The organism is Prochlorococcus marinus str. MIT 9312, assembly GCF_000012645.1.
Lineage (GTDB): Bacteria > Cyanobacteriota > Cyanobacteriia > PCC-6307 > Cyanobiaceae > Prochlorococcus_A > Prochlorococcus_A marinus_L.
The window spans coordinates 383,117-403,869 of sequence record NC_007577.1 but is presented as its reverse complement, the minus strand read 5'-3'; the positions used below and the strand labels follow the sequence as shown (position 1 = coordinate 403,869).

Annotated in this window: 24 protein-coding genes; 9 read left to right on the top strand and 15 right to left on the bottom strand. The window is 30.2% G+C overall.

Annotated features, from left to right (window positions below; translation table 11 throughout):
- On the top strand, nucleotides 1-1,770 hold the full coding sequence (locus PMT9312_RS02195) for a transglycosylase domain-containing protein (protein WP_011375986.1): 1,770 nt from the start codon (nucleotides 1-3) through the stop codon (nucleotides 1,768-1,770).
- Between the two features lie 9 nt (nucleotides 1,771-1,779).
- Here PMT9312_RS02195 and PMT9312_RS02190 read toward each other — a convergent pair whose 3' ends face one another.
- The 7 genes from PMT9312_RS02190 to PMT9312_RS02165 all read right to left on the bottom strand — a co-directional run bounded on the left by PMT9312_RS02190 (nucleotide 1,780) and on the right by PMT9312_RS02165 (nucleotide 6,247).
- Nucleotides 1,780-3,096: a 16S rRNA (cytosine(967)-C(5))-methyltransferase gene (locus PMT9312_RS02190; protein WP_011375985.1), complete on the bottom strand. Its 1,317-nt coding sequence runs from the start codon at nucleotides 3,094-3,096 to the stop codon at nucleotides 1,780-1,782.
- Nucleotides 3,097-3,309: 213 nt separating this feature from the next.
- Nucleotides 3,310-3,489, bottom strand: a complete 180-nt coding sequence (locus tag PMT9312_RS02185; protein WP_011375984.1) for a hypothetical protein — start codon at nucleotides 3,487-3,489, stop codon at nucleotides 3,310-3,312.
- A 104-nt stretch (nucleotides 3,490-3,593) separates the two neighbouring features.
- Complete coding sequence (locus tag PMT9312_RS02180; protein ID WP_011375983.1) at nucleotides 3,594-5,084, bottom strand: cryptochrome/photolyase family protein; 1,491 nt, start codon at nucleotides 5,082-5,084, stop codon at nucleotides 3,594-3,596.
- Nucleotides 5,085-5,086: 2 nt separating this feature from the next.
- Nucleotides 5,087-5,212, bottom strand: a complete 126-nt coding sequence (locus PMT9312_RS09420) for a DUF2256 domain-containing protein (protein WP_011375982.1) — start codon at nucleotides 5,210-5,212, stop codon at nucleotides 5,087-5,089.
- 3 nt (nucleotides 5,213-5,215) lie between these two features.
- A complete protein-coding gene (locus tag PMT9312_RS02175) occupies nucleotides 5,216-5,452 on the bottom strand; it encodes a TIGR03643 family protein (protein WP_011375981.1) in 237 nt (78 codons plus the stop codon).
- Nucleotides 5,453-5,454: 2 nt separating this feature from the next.
- A complete protein-coding gene (locus PMT9312_RS02170; protein ID WP_011375980.1) occupies nucleotides 5,455-5,847 on the bottom strand; it encodes a thiol-disulfide oxidoreductase DCC family protein in 393 nt (130 codons plus the stop codon).
- A gap of 196 nt (nucleotides 5,848-6,043) precedes the next feature.
- Nucleotides 6,044-6,247, bottom strand: a complete 204-nt coding sequence (locus PMT9312_RS02165; RefSeq protein ID WP_011375979.1) for a hypothetical protein — start codon at nucleotides 6,245-6,247, stop codon at nucleotides 6,044-6,046.
- Between the two features lie 97 nt (nucleotides 6,248-6,344).
- Between PMT9312_RS02165 and trmH the strand changes: the two genes are divergently transcribed.
- Complete coding sequence (gene trmH / locus PMT9312_RS02160; RefSeq protein ID WP_011375978.1) at nucleotides 6,345-7,016, top strand: tRNA (guanosine(18)-2'-O)-methyltransferase TrmH; 672 nt, start codon at nucleotides 6,345-6,347, stop codon at nucleotides 7,014-7,016.
- 2 nt (nucleotides 7,017-7,018) lie between these two features.
- Here trmH and PMT9312_RS02155 read toward each other — a convergent pair whose 3' ends face one another.
- The 3 genes from PMT9312_RS02155 to PMT9312_RS02145 all read right to left on the bottom strand — a co-directional run bounded on the left by PMT9312_RS02155 (nucleotide 7,019) and on the right by PMT9312_RS02145 (nucleotide 11,304).
- Nucleotides 7,019-7,774: an ABC transporter permease gene (locus tag PMT9312_RS02155; RefSeq protein WP_036924212.1), complete on the bottom strand. Its 756-nt coding sequence runs from the start codon at nucleotides 7,772-7,774 to the stop codon at nucleotides 7,019-7,021.
- Between the two features lie 169 nt (nucleotides 7,775-7,943).
- Nucleotides 7,944-9,752 carry a translation elongation factor 4 gene (gene lepA, locus PMT9312_RS02150; protein WP_011375976.1) on the bottom strand — a complete coding sequence of 603 codons (1,809 nt, stop codon included), beginning with the start codon at nucleotides 9,750-9,752 and terminating at the stop codon, nucleotides 7,944-7,946.
- Nucleotides 9,753-9,807: 55 nt separating this feature from the next.
- Nucleotides 9,808-11,304: a malate:quinone oxidoreductase gene (locus tag PMT9312_RS02145; protein WP_011375975.1), complete on the bottom strand. Its 1,497-nt coding sequence runs from the start codon at nucleotides 11,302-11,304 to the stop codon at nucleotides 9,808-9,810.
- A gap of 70 nt (nucleotides 11,305-11,374) precedes the next feature.
- Here PMT9312_RS02145 and PMT9312_RS02140 point away from each other — a divergent pair, with 70 nt between their 5' ends.
- Nucleotides 11,375-11,620, top strand: coding sequence for a NifU family protein (locus PMT9312_RS02140; protein ID WP_002805305.1), 246 nt, complete (start codon nucleotides 11,375-11,377; stop codon nucleotides 11,618-11,620).
- A gap of 21 nt (nucleotides 11,621-11,641) precedes the next feature.
- Here PMT9312_RS02140 and PMT9312_RS02135 read toward each other — a convergent pair whose 3' ends face one another.
- A complete protein-coding gene (locus PMT9312_RS02135; RefSeq protein WP_011375974.1) occupies nucleotides 11,642-11,899 on the bottom strand; it encodes a hypothetical protein in 258 nt (85 codons plus the stop codon).
- A 255-nt stretch (nucleotides 11,900-12,154) separates the two neighbouring features.
- Here PMT9312_RS02135 and PMT9312_RS09415 point away from each other — a divergent pair, with 255 nt between their 5' ends.
- From PMT9312_RS09415 to PMT9312_RS02125, 3 genes are all read left to right on the top strand, one after another.
- Nucleotides 12,155-12,328, top strand: coding sequence for a DUF4278 domain-containing protein (locus PMT9312_RS09415; RefSeq protein WP_071813219.1), 174 nt, complete (start codon nucleotides 12,155-12,157; stop codon nucleotides 12,326-12,328).
- A gap of 76 nt (nucleotides 12,329-12,404) precedes the next feature.
- Nucleotides 12,405-13,199 carry a methyltransferase domain-containing protein gene (locus PMT9312_RS02130; protein ID WP_011375972.1) on the top strand — a complete coding sequence of 265 codons (795 nt, stop codon included), beginning with the start codon at nucleotides 12,405-12,407 and terminating at the stop codon, nucleotides 13,197-13,199.
- 36 nt (nucleotides 13,200-13,235) lie between these two features.
- A complete protein-coding gene (locus PMT9312_RS02125; RefSeq protein ID WP_011375971.1) occupies nucleotides 13,236-14,411 on the top strand; it encodes an aminotransferase class V-fold PLP-dependent enzyme in 1,176 nt (391 codons plus the stop codon).
- Nucleotides 14,412-14,441: 30 nt separating this feature from the next.
- Here the strand turns inward: PMT9312_RS02125 and PMT9312_RS02120 are convergent, their stop codons facing one another.
- From PMT9312_RS02120 to yidD, 4 genes are all read right to left on the bottom strand, one after another.
- The gene (locus PMT9312_RS02120; RefSeq protein ID WP_011375970.1) at nucleotides 14,442-15,146 is read right to left on the bottom strand and encodes an SDR family NAD(P)-dependent oxidoreductase; all 705 of its coding nucleotides are present in this window, start codon (nucleotides 15,144-15,146) and stop codon (nucleotides 14,442-14,444) included.
- A gap of 81 nt (nucleotides 15,147-15,227) precedes the next feature.
- Complete coding sequence (locus tag PMT9312_RS02115) at nucleotides 15,228-16,763, bottom strand: UDP-N-acetylmuramoyl-L-alanyl-D-glutamate--2,6-diaminopimelate ligase (RefSeq protein WP_011375969.1); 1,536 nt, start codon at nucleotides 16,761-16,763, stop codon at nucleotides 15,228-15,230.
- 9 nt (nucleotides 16,764-16,772) lie between these two features.
- A complete protein-coding gene (locus PMT9312_RS02110) occupies nucleotides 16,773-17,075 on the bottom strand; it encodes a glutaredoxin family protein (protein ID WP_011375968.1) in 303 nt (100 codons plus the stop codon).
- A 4-nt stretch (nucleotides 17,076-17,079) separates the two neighbouring features.
- Complete coding sequence (gene yidD / locus PMT9312_RS02105) at nucleotides 17,080-17,316, bottom strand: membrane protein insertion efficiency factor YidD (RefSeq protein WP_025928090.1); 237 nt, start codon at nucleotides 17,314-17,316, stop codon at nucleotides 17,080-17,082.
- A gap of 95 nt (nucleotides 17,317-17,411) precedes the next feature.
- Between yidD and rpsD the strand changes: the two genes are divergently transcribed.
- The 3 genes from rpsD to PMT9312_RS02090 all read left to right on the top strand — a co-directional run bounded on the left by rpsD (nucleotide 17,412) and on the right by PMT9312_RS02090 (nucleotide 20,733).
- Nucleotides 17,412-18,020 carry a 30S ribosomal protein S4 gene (gene rpsD, locus PMT9312_RS02100; RefSeq protein WP_011375966.1) on the top strand — a complete coding sequence of 203 codons (609 nt, stop codon included), beginning with the start codon at nucleotides 17,412-17,414 and terminating at the stop codon, nucleotides 18,018-18,020.
- A gap of 76 nt (nucleotides 18,021-18,096) precedes the next feature.
- Complete coding sequence (locus PMT9312_RS02095; RefSeq protein WP_011375965.1) at nucleotides 18,097-19,260, top strand: trans-sulfuration enzyme family protein; 1,164 nt, start codon at nucleotides 18,097-18,099, stop codon at nucleotides 19,258-19,260.
- Nucleotides 19,261-19,263: 3 nt separating this feature from the next.
- Nucleotides 19,264-20,733, top strand: a complete 1,470-nt coding sequence (locus tag PMT9312_RS02090; RefSeq protein ID WP_011375964.1) for a PLP-dependent transferase — start codon at nucleotides 19,264-19,266, stop codon at nucleotides 20,731-20,733.
- Nucleotides 20,734-20,753: the final 20 nt, after the last annotated feature.

The window sequence follows — 20,753 nt, the reverse complement described above, 5'->3', positions numbered from 1 at the left end:
GTGCAAAAGATTAAATTCAAATCTTTTGTTTTAATAATTCCAATATTAATTTTTTCTGGAATATCTTTTTATTTTTTTAGTCTAATATCTAGTACGTTAAAATTTGACAACTCTAAAAATCAAAGATCTAACGTAACCAAATATTCTTATGTAATATCATCTTCTGATAATAAGATACTAAGCAAATTAAGCCGCAAATTTGAAATAGATAATAGTTATCATAAAATTCCAATTTTCCTCAAACATTCTTTTATATCTTCTGAGGATAAAAGATTTTATATCCATAATGGAATAGATTTAAAAAGTATTTCACGTGCCCTTATTCAAAATATTAGAAGTGGTTATGTTAAAGAGGGAGGAAGTACGATTACACAACAAGTTGCTAGATTACTTTTTCTAAATAATGATTTAAGTTTTCAAAGAAAACTCAAAGAAATATTTATATCACTCATACTTGAATTTAGATATAACAAAAATCAAATTTTAAAATTATATTTAAATAATATTTATCTAGGATCAGGAGCATACGGGGTAGACGAGGCTGCCAAAGTTTATTTTGGAAAATTCATAGAAGAATTGACATTATCAGAGATCGCATTAATTACAGGATTAGCTCCAGCTCCATCAATTTATTCACCTTATCAAAATTTAGAACTAGCTATTAAAAATAGAAATAAAGTTCTTGAATCAATGTATGTTGATGGATATATTTCTCTTGCAAATAAGAATAAGGCTATTAAAGAAAAAATCAAATTAAATTATCAAACAGCTGATAATTTTTTAGATGATAAATTATTAATAAATTTTATTCTTGAGGAAACAGATAAAAAAATTGGAAGTAAAAATGATTATGAGTTTTTAAGAATTAAATCTTCTATCAACAAAGATTGGCAAGAAAAAGGTCAAAAAATATCAAGATATGCAGGGCCTAAAGAACTTGAATTTGCTCTGTTATCTATCGAATCAAACACAGGACTAATCAGGACAATGATAACCAGCAAAAATCCATCAATTAATGAATACAATAGAGTGATTTCATCTGTAAGACCTTTAGGTTCTACATTTAAAATAATCCCTTATGCTGCTGCATTAATAGAAGGAATAAAATTAAGCGATAAATTTGAAGACTTACCAATATGCTGGGAAAGTTATTGCCCAAAAAATTTTTCAGAAGACTATAGAGGTTCAATATCTTTGATTGAATCATTTAAAAGTTCATCAAATATCGTTCCAATATCAATAACAAAAAAAATCGGCTTAAAAAATATTATTAATTTAGCAAATTCATTTGGACTAGGTTACGAGCAAGAGTTTGAGGAATTCCCATCGTTAGCTATTGGCTCCTACGGAGATAATCTTTTAAACATCACAAATGCATATTCTGCAATTAACAATAATGGGAAGATTCAAAGCCCTGAAATCATAGAAAAAATAGAATCATTTAAAAAACAACCTATTTGGGAAAACAAATCTATTTCCACGAAAATATTAGATTTAAAAATAAACAAGAAAATAAATAAACTTCTTGAAAAATCTGTAAAAGAAGGGACTTCAAAAGCAGCCTCTATAAAAGGAAAGAAAATTTATGGCAAAACAGGAACATCTGATGGAAATAAAGATCTCTGGTTTATTGGTTCCATTAATAACCTTACAACAGGGATCTGGATAGGTTACGACGATAACAAGGAATCTGAATTATCTAGTGGGAATGCGGCTTATTTATGGAAGAAGTTCATATCTGAAATTTATAAAATTCCAATTAAAAAATAAATTATATTTTTAAGATTTATAAGAAATTATTGCAGAATAAAATCCATCACCAGGATAATCCAAGCTAGGTAAAATTTGCTTTTGGCCAACCAATTTTAAAGTTTTGTTTTTTTCAATAAATCGTTCAATTAATAGATTATTTTCATCGGGACAAATAGTACAAGTTGAATAAACTAAAGTGCCCTCTTTTTTCAAAAGAGGAAAAATACTCTCCAAAAGTTTTTCCTGTAATAAAGTTAAAGATTTTATTTTTTCTTTACTTAAAGACCATCTAGAATCTGGATTCCTGGAAAGAGTTCCAATGCCTGAGCATGGAGCATCTAATAAAATCTTATCAAAATAAGATATAAACTTAGGATTTAATTCAATCAAACTCGTAGCATCAGCCTTAAGAGTATTAACAGATTTCAAATTTAACCTTTCTAAATTTGATTGCAGTATTTTCAATCTTTTTGCTGATCTATCTACGGCAATGATTTCTGCACTATCATTTGTTAATTCTGCTAGGTGGGTAGACTTACTTCCTGGAGCTGCACAAGCATCTAAAATCTTTTCACCTTCTTTTGGATTTAAGAGCGGTGCTATCCACTGAGAAGATCTATCTTGAATTGTCCAAAGTCCATCACTATATCCTGGTAAATTTTTTATAGATCTTGGATTAGATTTTAAAGTAATTCCATTATGTAAATCTTTAATAATTTCAGCATCAATATTATTTTCATGAAGTACTTTCAAAAAGTTATCTAAATTAGTTTTTAGTTGGTTAATTCTCAAATCAATTGATGGTTTTTTATTAAATGCCTTAATGATATTTTCACCCTCGCTATTGCCGACCCATTTATAAAGATCCTTCAAAAGCCATAATGGAAATGATTCAAGATATGAAATTCTTTCTTTTCTATCAGAAGATAATTCCGGTAAAATTTTTTGTTCTAATTTTCTTGATGCATTTCTCAATATCGCATTTACAGTTCCCGCTAACCCATTTAAATCTGTTTTTTTAGCTACTTCTACAGTGGTAGAAATAGCCGCAGGAAATGGAATTTTATCCATTTTCAATAGTTGATATAAACCTATATGTAGAAGCCATCTTAACTTTGGAGGCTGCTTTTTATGAGTAATTTTTGATGTATGATCCGTCCAAAGATCAAGAAATTTTCTATACCTTATGCATCCAAAAGATAATTCTGTGATGAAGGCTATATCTAAAGGATTAAATTGATAATTTCTTAAAACCTTCTCAAGGGCATGATCAGAAAAATCACCATGACTAACTTTTAATAAAATTTCCCATGCTGCTTTCCTTTGTAAATATCCTATGCTCAAAATATAATTTATTTTTAAATATAACTTTAATATACAAAAGATTTAAAAATTTAGACTACTTTCTCAATTGATGAATTGAACCAAATAAAACCTAAGATAGAAATCAGTGTCAGATTAAATCCTAAAAAAAGAAAGATATTTAAAGAATGAATTCTTTCCCGAAAAAATAATTTTTTCTCTTCTTGATACTTCATTAATAAAATAAAAACTTAATTAGGAATTCAAACGGCAACCTATATTGATAGATCCTGCATCAAGCATTCTTCCTAATTTAATTGCTATAGATTCCTCCAACCTTGTGAAATTAGATTGATGGTTAGTTATCCAATCTAATTCAGAAAAAGTGATAATTCCAGTCAAATTACTTTTCAAAAAAAGAATCCCAATATTCATGTTTAGCCTAATTTTTTTTTAATTTAACATCGGCCTGTAATATTTCGTAATAATATAATATTTTTTTAATTTTTCAAAAGTAACTTTAGGATATTACTCTTAATTTATTGAATATCTCTTAAGAATTTATCAGCTGTTCTTAAGTGATTATTTAATTTTTCATCTGACATTTTGTCAAGATTTCTCGTTAACATAGACAGTCGATATTGCTTTCTAAAAAAACTTTCATTATCTTTAATAAATTTCCAAAATAAGCTATCCCATATTGAACACCAAGGTCCACTTTTAAAATTTGACATTTTTTTTACATAATTAGAGCTTGATATATATGGTTTAGTTGAGAAAATACCTCCGTCACTAAACTGACTCATTCCATAAACATTAGGAACCATCACCCAATCATAAGAATCAATAAACATTCCCATAAACCATTTATAAACTTGATTAGGGTGAATTCTACATAGAAGCATAAAGTTACCAATAATCATTAGCCTCTCAATATGATGACAATAACCAAATTTAATAATATTTTTTATAACAACGTCTACTGGTTCAATTCCTGTATTTCCCTTATAAAAAGATTCTGGAATTGGTTTATTTTCAAAATTCCAAAAATTACTATTTCTCATCTTTGTTCCATACTTCTTATAAACAAGGCAAATAAATTCTCTCCATCCAATAATTTGACGAATAAAACCCTCTAAAGAGTTAATGGAAACATTATTAATTTTGGCAAAAAGTAATGCTTTATTTACAACTTCATCTGGAGTCAATAAACCACTATTTAAAAGAGGAGAAAGTAAACTATGCCATAAAAAAGAATTTTCTTTAGAAATAGCATCTTCGTAATCTCCAAATAAAAAAAATCTATGTTTAAAAAAATCATTTAACCATTCATCTGCCTCATCAAAATTAGTCGGATATAAAAAGTTATTGCTTTCTCCAATAAACTCAATATCAAAATTAGCTAATGACTCTTCGGCATAAACTACAAAGTTATTTTTTAGTAACTTGGGTATATCAGGTATGGTTATTTTTTTTGGTAATTTTTTTCTATTCATTTCATCGAAACTCCATTTGCCACCTTCAGGTGTATCATCCGGATTAACTAATATCTTTTGGCTTTTCCTTTGATTCTCATAAAATCTCCTCATAAGAGGTTTTTTTGTATTTAATGCAAATAACTCTTTTAAATCTTCACTGCTCATAAACATAGGAGAAGGCAAAACATTTAAAGCTAAATTATTACTTTCAACAAAATGATTTATCCTCTTCATTATTAAAAAATCATGCGGTTCTATGAGATTTATTTTCTGATATTTATCTTTAATAAATTCTGATAAATAGTCAACTGTAGAAATATTATTCTTGTTTTCGATATATAAAACTTTAAAGCCAGATATTTCTAAATATTTTTTATAAGCGAGCATAGATGCTCTATGAAAAACTAACTTGTTTTTATGGTTAATTAATTTATGAAATTTATCATTTCCAAAAAATAATGAGTCTTCCAAAATTAAAATATCACAACTTATTTTTAAGATTGGGCTTTCTCTAAAAAGTTGATTCGGGAAAATAATTGATACTTGTTTCATCTTTATGACTTCCTCTTACTACATCTTTTTGAACAGTAAATAACATCATCCCAACAGTTTTTCCATTTTTTACGCCACTCGAACGGCCTATTGCAAACAGGACAAGTTTTAGTAGAAAGATTTTTCAAAATTTATAATTTTCTTTTATGAGTAGATTTAAATCTAGTTGAATCTTTAAGCAACATATGTTTTGTATTTCTTCCCGAAACTCTCTTTCTCCAAACTTTAAAGGATTTAGGTTTAAGATTTTGTCGCATAATTTTTATCGCATCTTCCTCTTTTAAACCAAATTGATACTCAATAGCTTCAAAGGGTGTTCTATCTTCCCAACACATTTCTATTATTCTGTCTATGTCGATATTGTCCATATTTATTGTTCACATTGAGAGGTACAAATTTTTTCAATATCGGATCGACCCGTAATTTGAAGTCTATATTTTGCCCAATATCTGTAAACCAGCCTTAACATGGGAGATAAGAATTTAATCTTCAAAGGATAATAAACCCAGCCTAAACCAACTAATTCATAAGAATATGCAAGTACGTCTAGTCCCCTAATAATTGCACCATTTTCCATAATCCCATGCAGGTTTGACATGGCTTCTGAATATGAGATGTCATTAAATAGGCTTTGGTCATAATCTTTACTATTAATATCTATAAATGAAATTTGATTTAAGATATCTCTTTTTTTTAAAAAATTCGTTTCTCTCAAACAAAGTGGACATCCACCATCGAATAAAAAGGTTAATTTATTTTTCATATTTTTATACAAATATAGAGTTTAAATAACTTTTCTGTGGGATTAAAAAAAATTATCTACTGCGAAGAAACTTTTAAAAGTACAAGCTTTATAAAGCCTTAATAATTACCAGTTCTAATTTAATGAAATTGTATTATCTTATTTATTAATAAGCCATTGATTAAGGGATACATCAATGGTTTAAAACTTTCTTTGATTATTCATCTAAAAGATGAACTCCTTCTCCTACATCAGGAATAAATTTACAATATTTTTCAAAAACGATTCCAACTCCTCTCATTTTTTCTCCTAATTCATCGTTAAATTTATTCCATTCTTCAGATTCTCGTTCAGGTAAATTCCATCCTTGTTTTTCTACCATGCTAGTGATAACTGTATAGTCCCATTCTATGTATGCCATTTAGTTAATTCAAACTACTCAAATATTATAAACCAAGAGATTTTATAGGTAATCAATATTTTTTGAATATAATTTAAAAAGTGCGAAAAAATTATAAATGTCAATTTTGCCAAGAAGATTTGAGCGAATCAAAAGTGTTTTAGATTGCAGAATGCAAAACTTGACTGTTTTAGTTGAGGATGTCAATAAGCCGCATAATCTATCAGCTATATTAAGAACCTGTGATGCAGCTGGAGTTTTCGAAGCAAATTTTATTAGCAAAACGAATGCCGTTAAGACTTTTAATAGTACTGCGCAAGGCAGTCAGAAATGGGTCAAATTAAATAATCATGAAAACACTATTACTGCAATATCTGATTTAAAGAATAAGGGTTTTAAATTATATGGAACAACTCTCAATAGTGAATCCGTCGATTATAGAAATTTTGATTATTCTCAAAATACATGTTTTGTTTTAGGAGCAGAAAAATGGGGATTAAGTAAAGAAATTATATCTATGGTTGATCAATCAATTTTCATACCTATGAGAGGTATGGTTCAATCCTTGAATGTATCAGTTGCTGCCTCCATATTATTATTTGAAGCTATTCGTCAGAGAAAAAATAAAGGGAAATTGCCAACAAATGGCGAAGGTTTAAATATGGATGAATATCGAAAGACCTTGTTTGAGTGGTGTTACCCAGAATTAGCTACTATTTATAAAAAATCAGCTAAAGAATATCCAACGTTGAATGATCAAGGAAATTTTGATCCTATTAAAGAAAACTAAATTTATTCGGAATTTTGACTATCAAAAATCTCTTCAAGATCCTCCCCTATAAAAGAAAGGCCTAAAACTAAAAAAAACATTGCCAAACCTGGGAACAAAGCCGTCCACCATATACCTGTAGGTAAAGCTGCAAGAGCAAGATTTAAATCACTGCCCCATTCAGGAACATCTGCAGGAACACCAAGGCCTAAAAATCCTAAACTTCCCAATACCAAAACAGCATCCGCAGCATTTAGGGTAAGCAGGATAGGCAAAGGTGTTATTACATTTGGAAGAATATATTTAAAAATAATTGTTTTAACATCAGCTCCTGAAACTTGAGCTGCCTCCACATAAGTTTCGGATTTAACCAATATTGTCTGATTTCTGATTAATCTAAAATATTGAGGAGAGTAAACAATACACAATGCCAAAGCTGCGTTAAGGATACCCTTACCCAATACAAAAGCCACAACAACTGAAAGCAAAATTACAGGTATTGAAAAAATAGTATCCATTATTAGTGATAAGCATTTATCAAAAAAACCACCAAAATATCCACTTAATAATCCCAATGGCAAACCCAAACTTAATGAAAAAAGAATAGCTAAGAATACAACTTCTATCGCTAAGGATGATCCTTGCAAAGTTCTTAAGCAAACATCTCTTCCTAATCTATCTGTCCCACAAAAATGATTAAGCGAAGGAGGGGCAAAGATATCATTGCTTAACATTGAAAATGAATAACCAAAAAAATTATTGGCCTCTAAAAATTTCATTATTAAAACAACAAGCAGATAAAAAAGTACAATTAGAAATCCAGCTTTTCTGATATTTGTGCCCACACGATTAAATGAGTTAATATCCAAAATCTTTTTTTACAGATATGACTGAAATATACCCAATTCTTTTAAAAAAAAATAGCAGTTAATTTAAAATTAAAAAAAACTACTGGTTTAATTTCAATACTGCCATAAAAGCTTCTTGAGGGACTTCAACTTTACCCATTGCCTTCATCCTTTTTTTACCTTTGGCTTGTTTCTTTAAAAGTTTCTTTTTCCTAGAAATATCTCCTCCATAACATTTAGATAAAACATCTTTTCGCAAAGCACTAATACTTTCACTTGCAATAATCCTGCTACCGATTGATGCTTGAATGGGTATTTTAAATTGTTGTTTTGGAATAAGTTCTTTTAATTTCTCAACTAAACTTCTGCCAATTCCATAAGCCTTATCTTTATGAACAATAGAAGTTAATGGATCTGCTCTTTCTGAATTTATTAGGACATCTAATCTAACAAGGTCATTCTTTCTATAGCCAATCAAATGATATTCCATTGATGCATAACCTTGGGTTCTACTTTTCATTTGATCAAAGAAATCTGTAACTACTTCTGCTAATGGAATTTCATAAATCAAGGTAACTCGATCTGTTGTTATGTATTTCATATCTATAAATACTCCCCTTCTTTCCTGACATAAACCCATTAATGTTCCATTAAATTCATTGGGAGCATAAATTTCCATTTTCACATAAGGCTCTTCTATTGATTCTCTCAGTTGTGGATCCGGAATTGTAGAAGGATTATCAATAAAGATATGTTCCTGCTGATTTAAATTAACCTTATAAATAACTGATGGTGCCGTTACGATTAGATCCAAGTCATATTCTCTTTCTAATCTTTCTTGAACAATCTCCATATGAAGAAGTCCTAGGAATCCGCACCTAAATCCGAAGCCCATTGCGCTACTAGTTTCGGGCTCATATTTTAAAGCTGCATCAGATAATTGTAATTTTTCAAGAGATACTCTTAAATCTGGGAATTGATCAGCATCAGTCGGGAATAAGCCACAAAAAACCATGGGATTTGCTGTCTTATAACCAGGCAAAGGATCATTTGCAGGTGAATTTAAAAGAGTAATAGTATCTCCCACTCTCGCATCAGCAACTGATTTTATAGAAGCAGCTAAATAACCAACTTCGCCTGCATGTAATTCATCAACTTGCTGCTGATCAGGTGCCATTATTCCTATCTCATCCAGTTCATAATTTTTTTTACTCGCCATTAATAATATCTTTTCTCTCTTATTAAGAGACCCAGATATCACCCTGAAATAAACAATAACTCCTCGGTAGGGATCATAATAAGAATCAAAAATAAGTGCCTTTGTAGGTAGTTTTATTTCATCCTGAGGAGCAGGTACTCTTCTTACGATTGCTTCCAAAATATCTTTAATACCAACTCCAGTTTTTGCTGAACAATTTATTGCATTAGATGTATCAAGTCCAATAATTTCCTCTATTTCTTGTTTTATTTTTTCAGCATCAGCACCTGGTAAATCAACTTTATTTAAAACAGGAATTATTTCAAGATTATTTTCTAAGGCAAGATAAACATTAGCTAATGTTTGAGCTTCTACTCCTTGACTTGCATCAACAACTAGTAAAGCGCCTTCACAAGCTTGCAGAGATCTACTGACCTCATAAGAGAAATCAACATGCCCTGGAGTATCTATTAAGTTCAAAACATATTCTTGAGAATCGTCAGCTTTATATTTCATCCTAGCGGCCTGTAACTTGATAGTAATTCCTCTCTCTCTTTCAAGATCCATACTGTCCAAAAATTGTTCTTGCATATCCCTTTGCTGCACAGTACCAGTATCTTGGAGCAACCTATCTGCAAGGGTAGATTTACCATGGTCAATATGAGCGATTATGCAGAAATTTCTAATTTTTGAAACCAATATATCAGTCATATAGAAATAAAAATTCTCCTCTTATTGCCTCTTGATTAATACTAGCTAATAAGAATTATGGATGGAAACCAAAAATGGAATTATTTCTTTTTTTGATGTCTTTTATGTAGATACTTTTATTTTCAGAGTCCGATAGTTCGGGATAAATTAAGTCATTTATTTTTTTCTGAAGATTATGCTTGTCGTTTAGTAATAAAACAGATTTTTCTAGAACCTCAACCATAATTGAAACCGCAGTACTTGCTCCGGGTGATGCTCCTAACAAAGCAGATAGTGATCCATCAGATGAATTCACAATCTCCGTTCCAAATTTCAAAGAACCACCACCTTCAGTTTTTTTAATTATTTGAACTCTTTGCCCAGCATTTTTTAAATACCAATCAGAGGGATTAGCTGATGGCATCATATTCTTTAAATTATCAACTCTTGAGTTATGGTTCTTTAAAGATTGTGATATTAGGTAATTAATTAAATCATTGTTCTTGAAACCAACGTCTAACATAGAAAAAATATTATTCTTTTTTATTGAACTAAATAAGTCAAAGTATGAACTTTGCTTAAGAAATTTTGTTGTAAATCCAGCAAAAGGGCCATATAAAAGAAGTTTTTTATTATCAATCCATCTTGTATCTAAATGAGGCACAGACATTGGTGGCGATCCAATATCAGCTTTACCATAAACTTTTGAGTTATGTTTTTCTGTTAGATCTTTTTTCTCGCAAATAAGCCATTTCCCACTAACAGGAAATCCACCATAACTTTTTGCTTCTGGAATTTTTGATTTTTGTAAATAATTAATTGTTTTTCCACCAGCACCAAGAAAAACGTAGCCAGTTCTAATTGAAGTTTTTCTACCTTCAGAACTGATTTCTAGTTCCCATTGTTTTTTATCAATTTTCTTTAAATCTACTAATTCTGTTTTGTATCTAATTTCAACATTTTTGTTTAAGGAAACTAATGACAAATACTCTTTAGTTAAAGCCTCAAAATTAATATCAGTTCCTCTACCTATTCTGGTAGCAGCAATTTGAGTAGATGGATTTCTATCTTTTGTTATTAGAGGAGCCCATGATGAAATTTCATCAAAAGATGTAGAAAATTCCATATCGATAAATTCAGGATTATCGGTCATTTTCTGAAATCTTTTTTTTAAAAAAGAAATATTATCCTGACCAGACACAAAGCTAATATGAGGAATAAATTTTAGAAACTTCTTAATATCAATTTTCCCTGATTCATACAATGAGGCCCATAAAGACATGGATCTTTCAAAAGAACGATTTATTGAGAGCGCTTTATCTATTTTTAGATTTCCTTTTTCATCTAAAGGGGTATAGTTTAATTCGCAATTAGCCGCATGTCCTGTACCTGCATTATTAAAAGCGCCAGTACTTTCACTTCCTGGAGCTTTTAATTTTTCTATAATAAGAAATTTTATATCTGGTAAAACTTCTGAAATTAGGAGGGCTAAAGTACTACTCATTATCCCTGCTCCTACTAAGACTGCATCAAAGTAGCTATTGTCATTAGTGGGATTTTTAGATGAAGTCACAACAGAAAATTATCTTTTTTGCAATTAATCAGATTTCTTTCTAGGCTTATTATAAAGTTAATCCAAAATTATGAGTACTGAAACACTCTCGTTGACAAATGAAAATGTAGAAAAAGTCCTTGACGAGCTCAGACCTTTTTTAATATCTGATGGAGGTAATGTAGAAATTGCAGAAATAGATGGTCCAATTGTCAAAGTCAGACTCCAAGGTGCATGTGGTAGTTGCCCAAGTAGTACTATGACTCTAAAAATGGGTATTGAAAGAAAGTTAAAAGAAATGATTCCTGAAATAAGCGAAGTTGTCCAGGTTTTATAAAAATTTTTAACTGAAAAAATATTATTTAGTTTTTAATTCCTTCAACAAAGAAGATTCCATATCAAGGCAATCAATTGGAAGTCCTTGCCCAATAGCGATTAAAAGAGGTGCAAGAATTCCTAGAGTAAAAACTAAATTTGATTGGCTTACATCATATTTACTCAAAGTAAAAGTTATCAAATAAATAATTGAAAAATACGCATGTAGGGAAAAAAATTCTTTTGGCTTTAGGACCGGCCACCTTAAAGTATTTCCCAAGAAATATAAAAAACCTGTCATAAAAAAATAGTTACATGAAGATTAAACCAAATATAAACATAATCCTTTTTAGAGACTTTTTATAAAAAAATTTACCTAAGATAATAATTAAAAAAACATTAAATCTTCGTTTCTATTTGTAAAAGCTAGACATGCAGTTAAAAATACGCTTATAATAATTTTGTAGCAATAGCTACTTTTTCGTTCACCCTCTCTTGAGGGCGCAGTTCGAGTCATACCATGGAACGGGGGATGGCCGTGTTGTCACATCGAAACATGACTACTTTAACTTACAGAGGTAAAAACTACGTTCAAAACAAAGAAGCTGCTAAAAAGCAACTTGTTGAACTTACCTACAGAAGAAACGTATACACCAACAGAATGGATGACGCTTCTTCAAGTAATGAAAAAGCAGAATTAAATTACAGAGGTGTAAATTACACTAAATAATTTAATTTATAAATAATATGCCCCTTTTTCAGGGGCTTTTTTTTTGGCTATATTTATCGAGAGTCCTTTAAAAAATATGTCTGAAAGTTGCTGTAATCCAAACACATCAAATAAAGCACCTAATCAATTCGATCATAAAGATGCGATTCAAGAAAGATATGGTTCAGCTGCACTAAAAAAAGAGAGTTGCCTTTGTACACCAGTTGGGTTTAATCCCATTTTACTTGAAGCAATTCCTCAAGAAGTTATTGAAAGAGACTATGGATGTGGTGATCCAACAAAATATGTTCAAAAAAATGATATTGTCTTGGATCTTGGAAGTGGTAGCGGCAAAAATGCTTTCATTTGTGCCCAAATTGTTGGGGAAGAAGGGAAAGTTATTGGAGTTGATCAGAATCATGACATGCTTTCTTTATCTAGATCAGCCTCTAAAGAAGTTACAAAAAATATAGGTTTCAACAATACAGAATTTCTTGAAGGATCAATTGAAAAACTTGATAAATTAGATAAAGATTTAAATCCATTAATCGCCGACAAATCAGTTGATATTATCTTAAGTAATTGCGTTTTAAACTTGGTAAGTCCAAAATCTAGAAATAACCTTCTAAGAAATATAAAAAGAGTTTTAAACGAAAATGGGAGAATTGCAATTAGCGATATTGTTTCTAACAAAAAAGTTCCTTTAAGATTGCAAAATGATCATGATCTATGGACAGGATGTATTAGTGGAGCATGGTATGAGCCAGAGTTTATAAGTAATTTTAAAGAACTTGGTTTTAAAAATTTAGAATTTGTAGAAAGGAGCACTGAACCTTGGAAAGTAATTGAGGATATTGAATTTAGAACAGTAACTTTAGTAGGCAATATTTAAAAAATTCAAGAGTTTAAAAATATAATTTAAATTCCTATGAAAAATAATCTAAGAGATCAAATACCAGCATTAAAAAATAAGTATTATTTCAACTATGGTGGTCAAGGACCATTACCAAAATCTTCTCTAGAAGCAATGGTTAAAACTTGGGAAATTATCCAAGATTTAGGACCATTTACCAATGATATGTGGCCTTTTATTTACAAAGAAATATTGACCACAAAAAGAATCATTGCACAAAAATTAGGTGTCAATTCAAAGAATGTAGCTTTAACCGAGAATATCTCTTCCGGTATGATTTTGCCCTTTTGGGGAATAAAAGTAGAAGAGGGAGAGGAGTTGTTAATAAGTGACTGTGAACATCCTGGAGTAGTAGCTGCAAGTCGAGAATTTTGCAGAAGAAATAAATTAATATTCAAAATTTTACCAATCCAAAAAATTAAAAATCTAAATGACGAAAATATAATTCTAGAGATTTTAAAAAATCTAAATAGTCAGACTAAGATCCTAATTATTTCACATATTTTATGGAACTTTGGATATAAAATTCCTTTAAAACAAATTTCTATCGAATTAAAAAATAATCGAGAAAACTCTTATCTACTTGTTGATGGTGCTCAAACCTTTGGGCACATAAAAATCGAAGAAGAAGTTTTTTATTCTGATTTATATTCAATAACTTCTCACAAATGGGCATGTGGTCCAGAAGGACTTGGAGCCATTTATGTCTCAGATAGATTTATTCATGAAACAGATCCAACAATAATTGGTTGGAAGTCATTAAAAAAAGAACAAGGAATTTATGAGCCTTCAGATAATCTTTTTCATGATGATGCACGAAAGTTTGAAGTGGCCACCTCTTGTATTCCTTTACTTGCAGGGCTGCGCACTTCTTTAAATCTTTTGGATGAAGAATACCCTGAAAAAGAAAAAAGCGAACATATTAAAAGGTTAAGTGAAAAACTTTGGGATGAATTAAATCAATTAAAAGAAATTGAATTAATTTTAGACAAAAAATACTTAAATGGGATAGTTAGTTTTAATATCGAAAATCTTGAAAATAAATATGAATTTGTAAAGAAACTTGGAGAAAAAAAAATTTGGATTAGAGTTTTAGAAGATCCAAAATGGTTTAGAGCATGTGTACATCAAATGACTACAGAAGCTGAGATTGATTTGCTTGCTAAAGAAGTAAAAAAAATATTGACTTAAATATCTATTGATATAAAGAAAAAATTTAGTTTACCAAGGTATATCCGAGCTGTCCCATGCAATAAATTTTCCAGAAGATGCTGGAGTTTGATTTTTAATAATATTGATCAAAAATTGGGAAGATTTTTCTTTACTAAATAATTTATGCTCTGGAACAAATTTATGAAAAGGTCTAGATAAATTTGTATCTACTGTTCCTGGATGAAGTAATGTAATAGTAGCCTTTGGGAAACGTCTTTCCCACTCAATACTTAAAGATTTAAAAAACTGATTTTGGGCAGATTTTGCAGCTCTATATGAATACCAACCTCCGGTTTGATTATCTCCAATGCTTCCCACTCTTGCACTTATACTTGCAAAATTAAAATCAAAATCTTTTGGTATAAATTCTTCAATCGCTTTAGCTAATAAAATAGGAGAAAAGGCATTTATTGAAAAACTTTCCATCATATTTTTTATATCAAGATGTTGTAATCTTTTTTCTGGTTGAAGAGAATTACTATGAAGTCTACCTGTAGCATTAACAACTAACCTTAATTTTGAAGGATGATTTGATATTTTATTTTTCAACTGCAAAAGGGATTGAGAATCCTCTATATCTAATGCCCAAAAAGGATTAAATTCACTTTTTCTTCCACACAAAACAACATCTAAATCTTTTTCACTTTCATTCAAATCTTTAGCTAGTTGTGTTCCAATTCCACCTGCGCCTACAACTAAGGCTAAGCCTTTCATTTTATTAAAAATAACTCCAGTGATTCTAAGAAAATTTTCTTGTGATTTGCGTAAAGATCTTTCTTATTTGATAAGGAAATTTTATTGAGATTTATTTTTTTCTTTTAATAATTTATAAGCTATTTTTCTATCATCAAAATTAATAACTTTATCATTGAGAATTTGGTAGTCTTCATGTCCTTTTCCTGCAATTAAAACAATATCTTTTTTTTTAGCAAATTTAATAGATTCATTTATTGCTTTAAATCTATCAATTTCAATTGTTATTTTTTCTCTTTTTTTTATGCCCATCAAAATATCATTTACTATCTTTTGGGGTTCTTCTGATCTTGGATTATCTGAAGTTATAAAAAGTTGATCAGAAAACTCTTCAGCTATTGATCCCATTAAAGGCCTTTTACTACGATCACGATCTCCGCCACAGCCAAAAACAGTTATGAGTTTCCCTTCACAAAGTTTTTTAATTGATTGCAAAACTTTTTTTAATCCATCAGGAGTGTGGGCATAATCAACAATTACTGTTGGAAGAGATCTTGAAACGTCATTATTATCAATTTGTATTTTCTCCATTCTCCCAGGAGCACCAGGGAAAGATTGTATTAATTTTGATAGATCTTTTAAAGAAAAATTAAGTTTATACAAAATTGTTATTGCTTGAATCGCATTCATTAAATTAAATTCACCGACAAGTGGAACAAAAAGTTGAATTTTTTCCCTAGGTGTATGAAAAATACAGGTGGAACCAATTTCAGTAAATTTCTTATCTGTTACGAAAAAAAAATCATCACTTTCAAATTCACTTTCAGTAATCTTTGTAGAGACTAATAAAGATCTTTTTTCAAGATCAGATGATAATTTAGATATCCAATGGTCATCATGATTTAATACACAAATGCCATCTTTTTCATTTAAGTAAGGTGGGAAAAATAATTTTCTTTTTGTTTGAAAATATGATTCCATATCTGAGTGATAATCAAGATGATCTTGAGTTAAATTAGTAAAAATAGCCGCCTCAAATTCGCATCCTGATATCCTGTTTTGAGCAATAGAATGAGAACTTACCTCTAATATCGCGAATTCAGATTCTGCCTCAACAGCAGCATTTAATTTCTTTTGGAGTTTATCGGCGAAATCAGTTGTATGAAGAGCCACTTCTGAAAAGCCAGGCCATCTATTGAGCAAGGTCCCAAATAATGCAGTCTTTTTCCCTAATTTTTTTAAAAGATATTCCAATAAAAAAGTAATTGTCGTTTTTCCATTTGTACCCGTAACACCAATAAGTTTAAGTTTTCTTGAAGGCCTATTCCAAAACTCAGCGACTATTTGACCAAAAATATAATCTAAATTATCCTCTATAACCAAAATCCTTTCTCGATCAATAGATCCAATTTTCTCTTTTGCAGCAGACCCAATAATGGCAGCCTCTGCACCATTTTCAATTGCCTCAATACAATATTTTCCTCCATCAACATTTAAACCAGGCATACCTAAAAATAAAGTTCCTTTTTGTACTTCTTTAGAGTTAAAAGAAATATTATTTATTTCATGATCGATTAAATCTAATGAAGGAATAATTCCTACCAAATCTAAAAGTTTATGTAATTTTATAGATCTCATATAAAAAAATTATTTCTCCAGGATGGTACTAATATTTTTTTGAAACCAATTCTTTAATTGATCATCTTTTAATCTTGGAGAAATGCGAGGCAATTCTATAATCTCCTCGGACCTAATTCTTTCAACAGCAATAACAGGTACTTCATAATCATATTTTTTATATTTATCTTTATATAAATCGACCCTATCAATATCAATTTCTTTAAGCTCCTCTAGATTGGGGAATAACTCATTAAGATTTATTTTTGCCAGTTTGTTTTTTAATGAATCACAAAGGCAACATCCCTGCCTAACAAAAATAAATATTTTCATTCATTTAGTCAGGAACAGGGTCACATCCACAGGGAGTTAAAGGATGACATCTGCTTAATCTTCTTAAAGTTAACCACCCTCCCTTCCAAGGACCATGTCTAGTAATTGCCTCATATCCATAAGAGCTGCAACTTGGAATAAATCTGCATCTTGGTCCGAAAAAAGGTGAAAACCACTTTTGATAAAAAGAAATCATAAAAAGAAGTATAGAAGTAATTGATTTATTAATGGTTTTGAACACTTTAATGATGTAAAATACTATTTCCAGTAGTAATTAGTTTAATTGAATTTAATCAATTATCCAATTTATTGCAAATTTCTATTTAATTTAAAATTATGTCAAGATACCGCGGCCCCAGGTTAAGGGTTACGCGTCGCTTGGGAGAACTACCAGGTCTCACTAGGAAAGCTTCAAAGAAGTCTAATCCTCCAGGTCAGCACGGCCAAGCCCGTCGCAAGCGATCAGAATATGCAATTCGTTTAGAAGAAAAGCAGAAACTCAGGTTTAATTATGGAGTTTCTGAAAAACAACTAGTACGTTATGTAAAAAAAGCCAGAGCGCAAGAAGGATCTACAGGAACAAACCTACTAAGACTTTTAGAAAACAGACTAGATAATGTTTGTTTTAGATTAGGTTTTGGAGGTACTATTCCAGGCTCAAGACAATTAGTAAATCATGGCCATGTAACTGTTAATGGTAAAGTTCTTGATATTGCTGGTTATCAATGCAAATCAGGCGATGTAATCGGAATTAAAGAAAACAAAGCAAGCAAAAAACTTGTAGAAGGTAATATAGAATTCCCTGGTTTAGCAAATGTTCCTCCACATCTTGATTTAGACAAACCTAAATTAACAGGAAAAATAACTGGAAAATGCGATAGAGAGTGGGTTGCTCTTGAAATAAACGAACTATTAGTTGTTGAATATTATTCAAGAAAAGTTTAATACAACTTTTCTTTGGATTATTAAATCTCTCGTTTAAAAAATGAGAGATTTAACTTAATTCTTATTTTTAAAAATAATGGGAAATAAGACAAATAATATCAAAAAGCCAGGTGTTAAGACCTTATCTATTCACCATGGGGAAACATTTGCAGAAGACACGGGATGCATTATGCCTCCTATTTTTTCTACATCTACTTTCAAGCATGGCAATAAAGAAAGTTTCGACTACACCAGATCAGGAAATCCCAACTTTAAAATTCTAGAAAACATACTTAAATCAATAGAAGATTCTAAATACTGTACAGTTTTTGGATCTGGAATTAGCGCGGTAACTGCAATTACATCAACACTAAAATCAGGCGATAAGATACTCTGCGAATCAAATCTTTATGGTTGTACAGTGAGGATGTTCGAAAAAATTTTCAAGAAATTTGGGGTAGAAGTTTTATACACAGATTTTACAAATAAAAATAATATTAAAAAGATTTCAAACTTCGCGCCAACTTTGATATGGCTAGAAAGTCCAACTAATCCACTTTTAAAGGTGCTTGATATTAAGGCGATTTGTGATGAAGCGAATAAATTGCAAATACCCGTAGTTGTGGACAACACCTTTTCTACAGCCCTTATTCAAAAACCTTTGGAACTTGGCGCAACACTATCGCTTGTAAGCACAACAAAATTCATTAATGGACATAGTGATGCACTTGGTGGAGCAGTACTTACAAATAATGAGATATGGAATAGTAAGATGCTTTTCTCTCAAAAAGCCCTGGGGCTTCAACCATCTCCTTTTGATAGTTGGCTCATTACTAGAGGAGTAAAAACCCTTCCTTTAAGAATCGAACAACAAACTCGAAGTGCAGAATTAATTTCTGAAGAATTAGAGAATCATAAAATAATTAGTAAAGTAATTTATCCTTTTAATCAAAAACACCCGCAATTTAATTTAGCAAAATCTCAAATGATATCTGGAGGTTCGATGATCACCCTAAAATTAAATTTAAATAAAGAGGATACTTTTAAATTATGCAAGTCTCTCAAATATTTCTCGCTAGCTGAAAGCCTTGGAGGAGTTGAAAGTTTAATTTGTCACCCGGCAACAATGACTCATGCTTCTGTGGATGATAAAACGAAAAATCTACTAGGGATAGATGATGCCCTTGTCAGATTATCAATTGGATGTGAAGATGCAAACGATTTAATCTCGGATATTTTATTTGCTTTAAATAAATTTTGAAAATTGAGAGATTTACTTAAAAACCCTATATGGAAAAATTTAGAGTTAGGATATTCTATTCCTGATAGTATTCATGCCGTTTCTGTAGCATTACCAACTTGGAATGATGTAATAAATTATGAGGAAAAAAATCAAGAATGCATAAAATTATTGAAGTCCATCTACCCACGTTTCGGGCTAAACCCCATAGTGAAAAGATTATGCGAAAAAGTAAAAAAAGAAAATTACTACAATAATAAAAGTATCTGGCCATATCCGAATGAAAGCATAGCTTTTAAAGCTAAAAAATACATTGATAGGAATACTTCTGAACAATACTCATTTATAGAAAAAAGACATAATTTAGCTTTTTTAATAACTGAAAAGGAAGGAAGTATTTATGCAAAATATTTTTGGCAACATACTGGTCTTGGTATATCTTCAAGATATGCTGCGGTAGAACTAGGCCTTGAATATAGACCTCCAAAATCTTACGTAAATGAATGTTATCAAAGAATAAAAAATAGAATCTCTAAATCTACAAAAATAAACTCTAATGATATTCACTTAACTTCATCTGGAATGTCTGCATTGCATACATCATTAGAAATCATATATAAATTATTTCCAGCTAAACCAACACTCCAAATTGGTTTTCCATATGTAGATGTACTTAAATTACCAATGAATATCTTTTATGGAGCCAAGTTAATTACAGAAGAAAATTGCACCGATATTGAATTAGAAATCAAAAGAATAAATCCATCAGCATTAATTATTGAACTACCAAGTAATCCAATGCTCAAATGTGTAAACATTAAAAAAATTTCAAAAATAGCAAAAAGATTAAATATTCCTTTAATCGTTGACGATACAATTGGTTCAAATATAAATATAAATTCCCTAGAACATGCAGATATAGTTTTTACTTCACTTACAAAAATTTTTTCAGGTAGTGGTGATATTCTTGCTGGATCATTAATACTAAATCCAAAAAGCAAATGGATTTATCAGTTTAGAAATGCATTAAAGGAAATTAATCTTCCAATACTTTCAGATGGAGATATAGTTTATCTTGAGAAAGTTAGTAGAGATGTAAATCAAAGAGTTTTTGAACAAAATAAAGCATGTTTAGAATTAAAAAAAAGATTAGAGAACCACAGTGAGATTAAAAATATTTTCCATCCTGAAAATTGTCCAAATTTTAATTCTTTACTTACTTCGGATGGAGGATACGGCTGCTTATTATCATTTGAATTAAATGGAGGATTGAACAAAGCTAAAAATTTTTATGATTCTCTACAAATCTCCAAAGGGCCTAGTTTAGGAACAAAATTTACTCTTGTTTGTCCTTATGTTTTACTTGCTCATTATGATGAGTTGGATTGGGCTGAAAGTTTTGGTATACCCCCGCACCTTATTAGAGTATCAGTTGGATTAGAGGACCAAGATCAATTATGGGAAACCTTTTCTGAAGCACTAAATAATTTCTAAATTCCTAGTATTTACCGTAT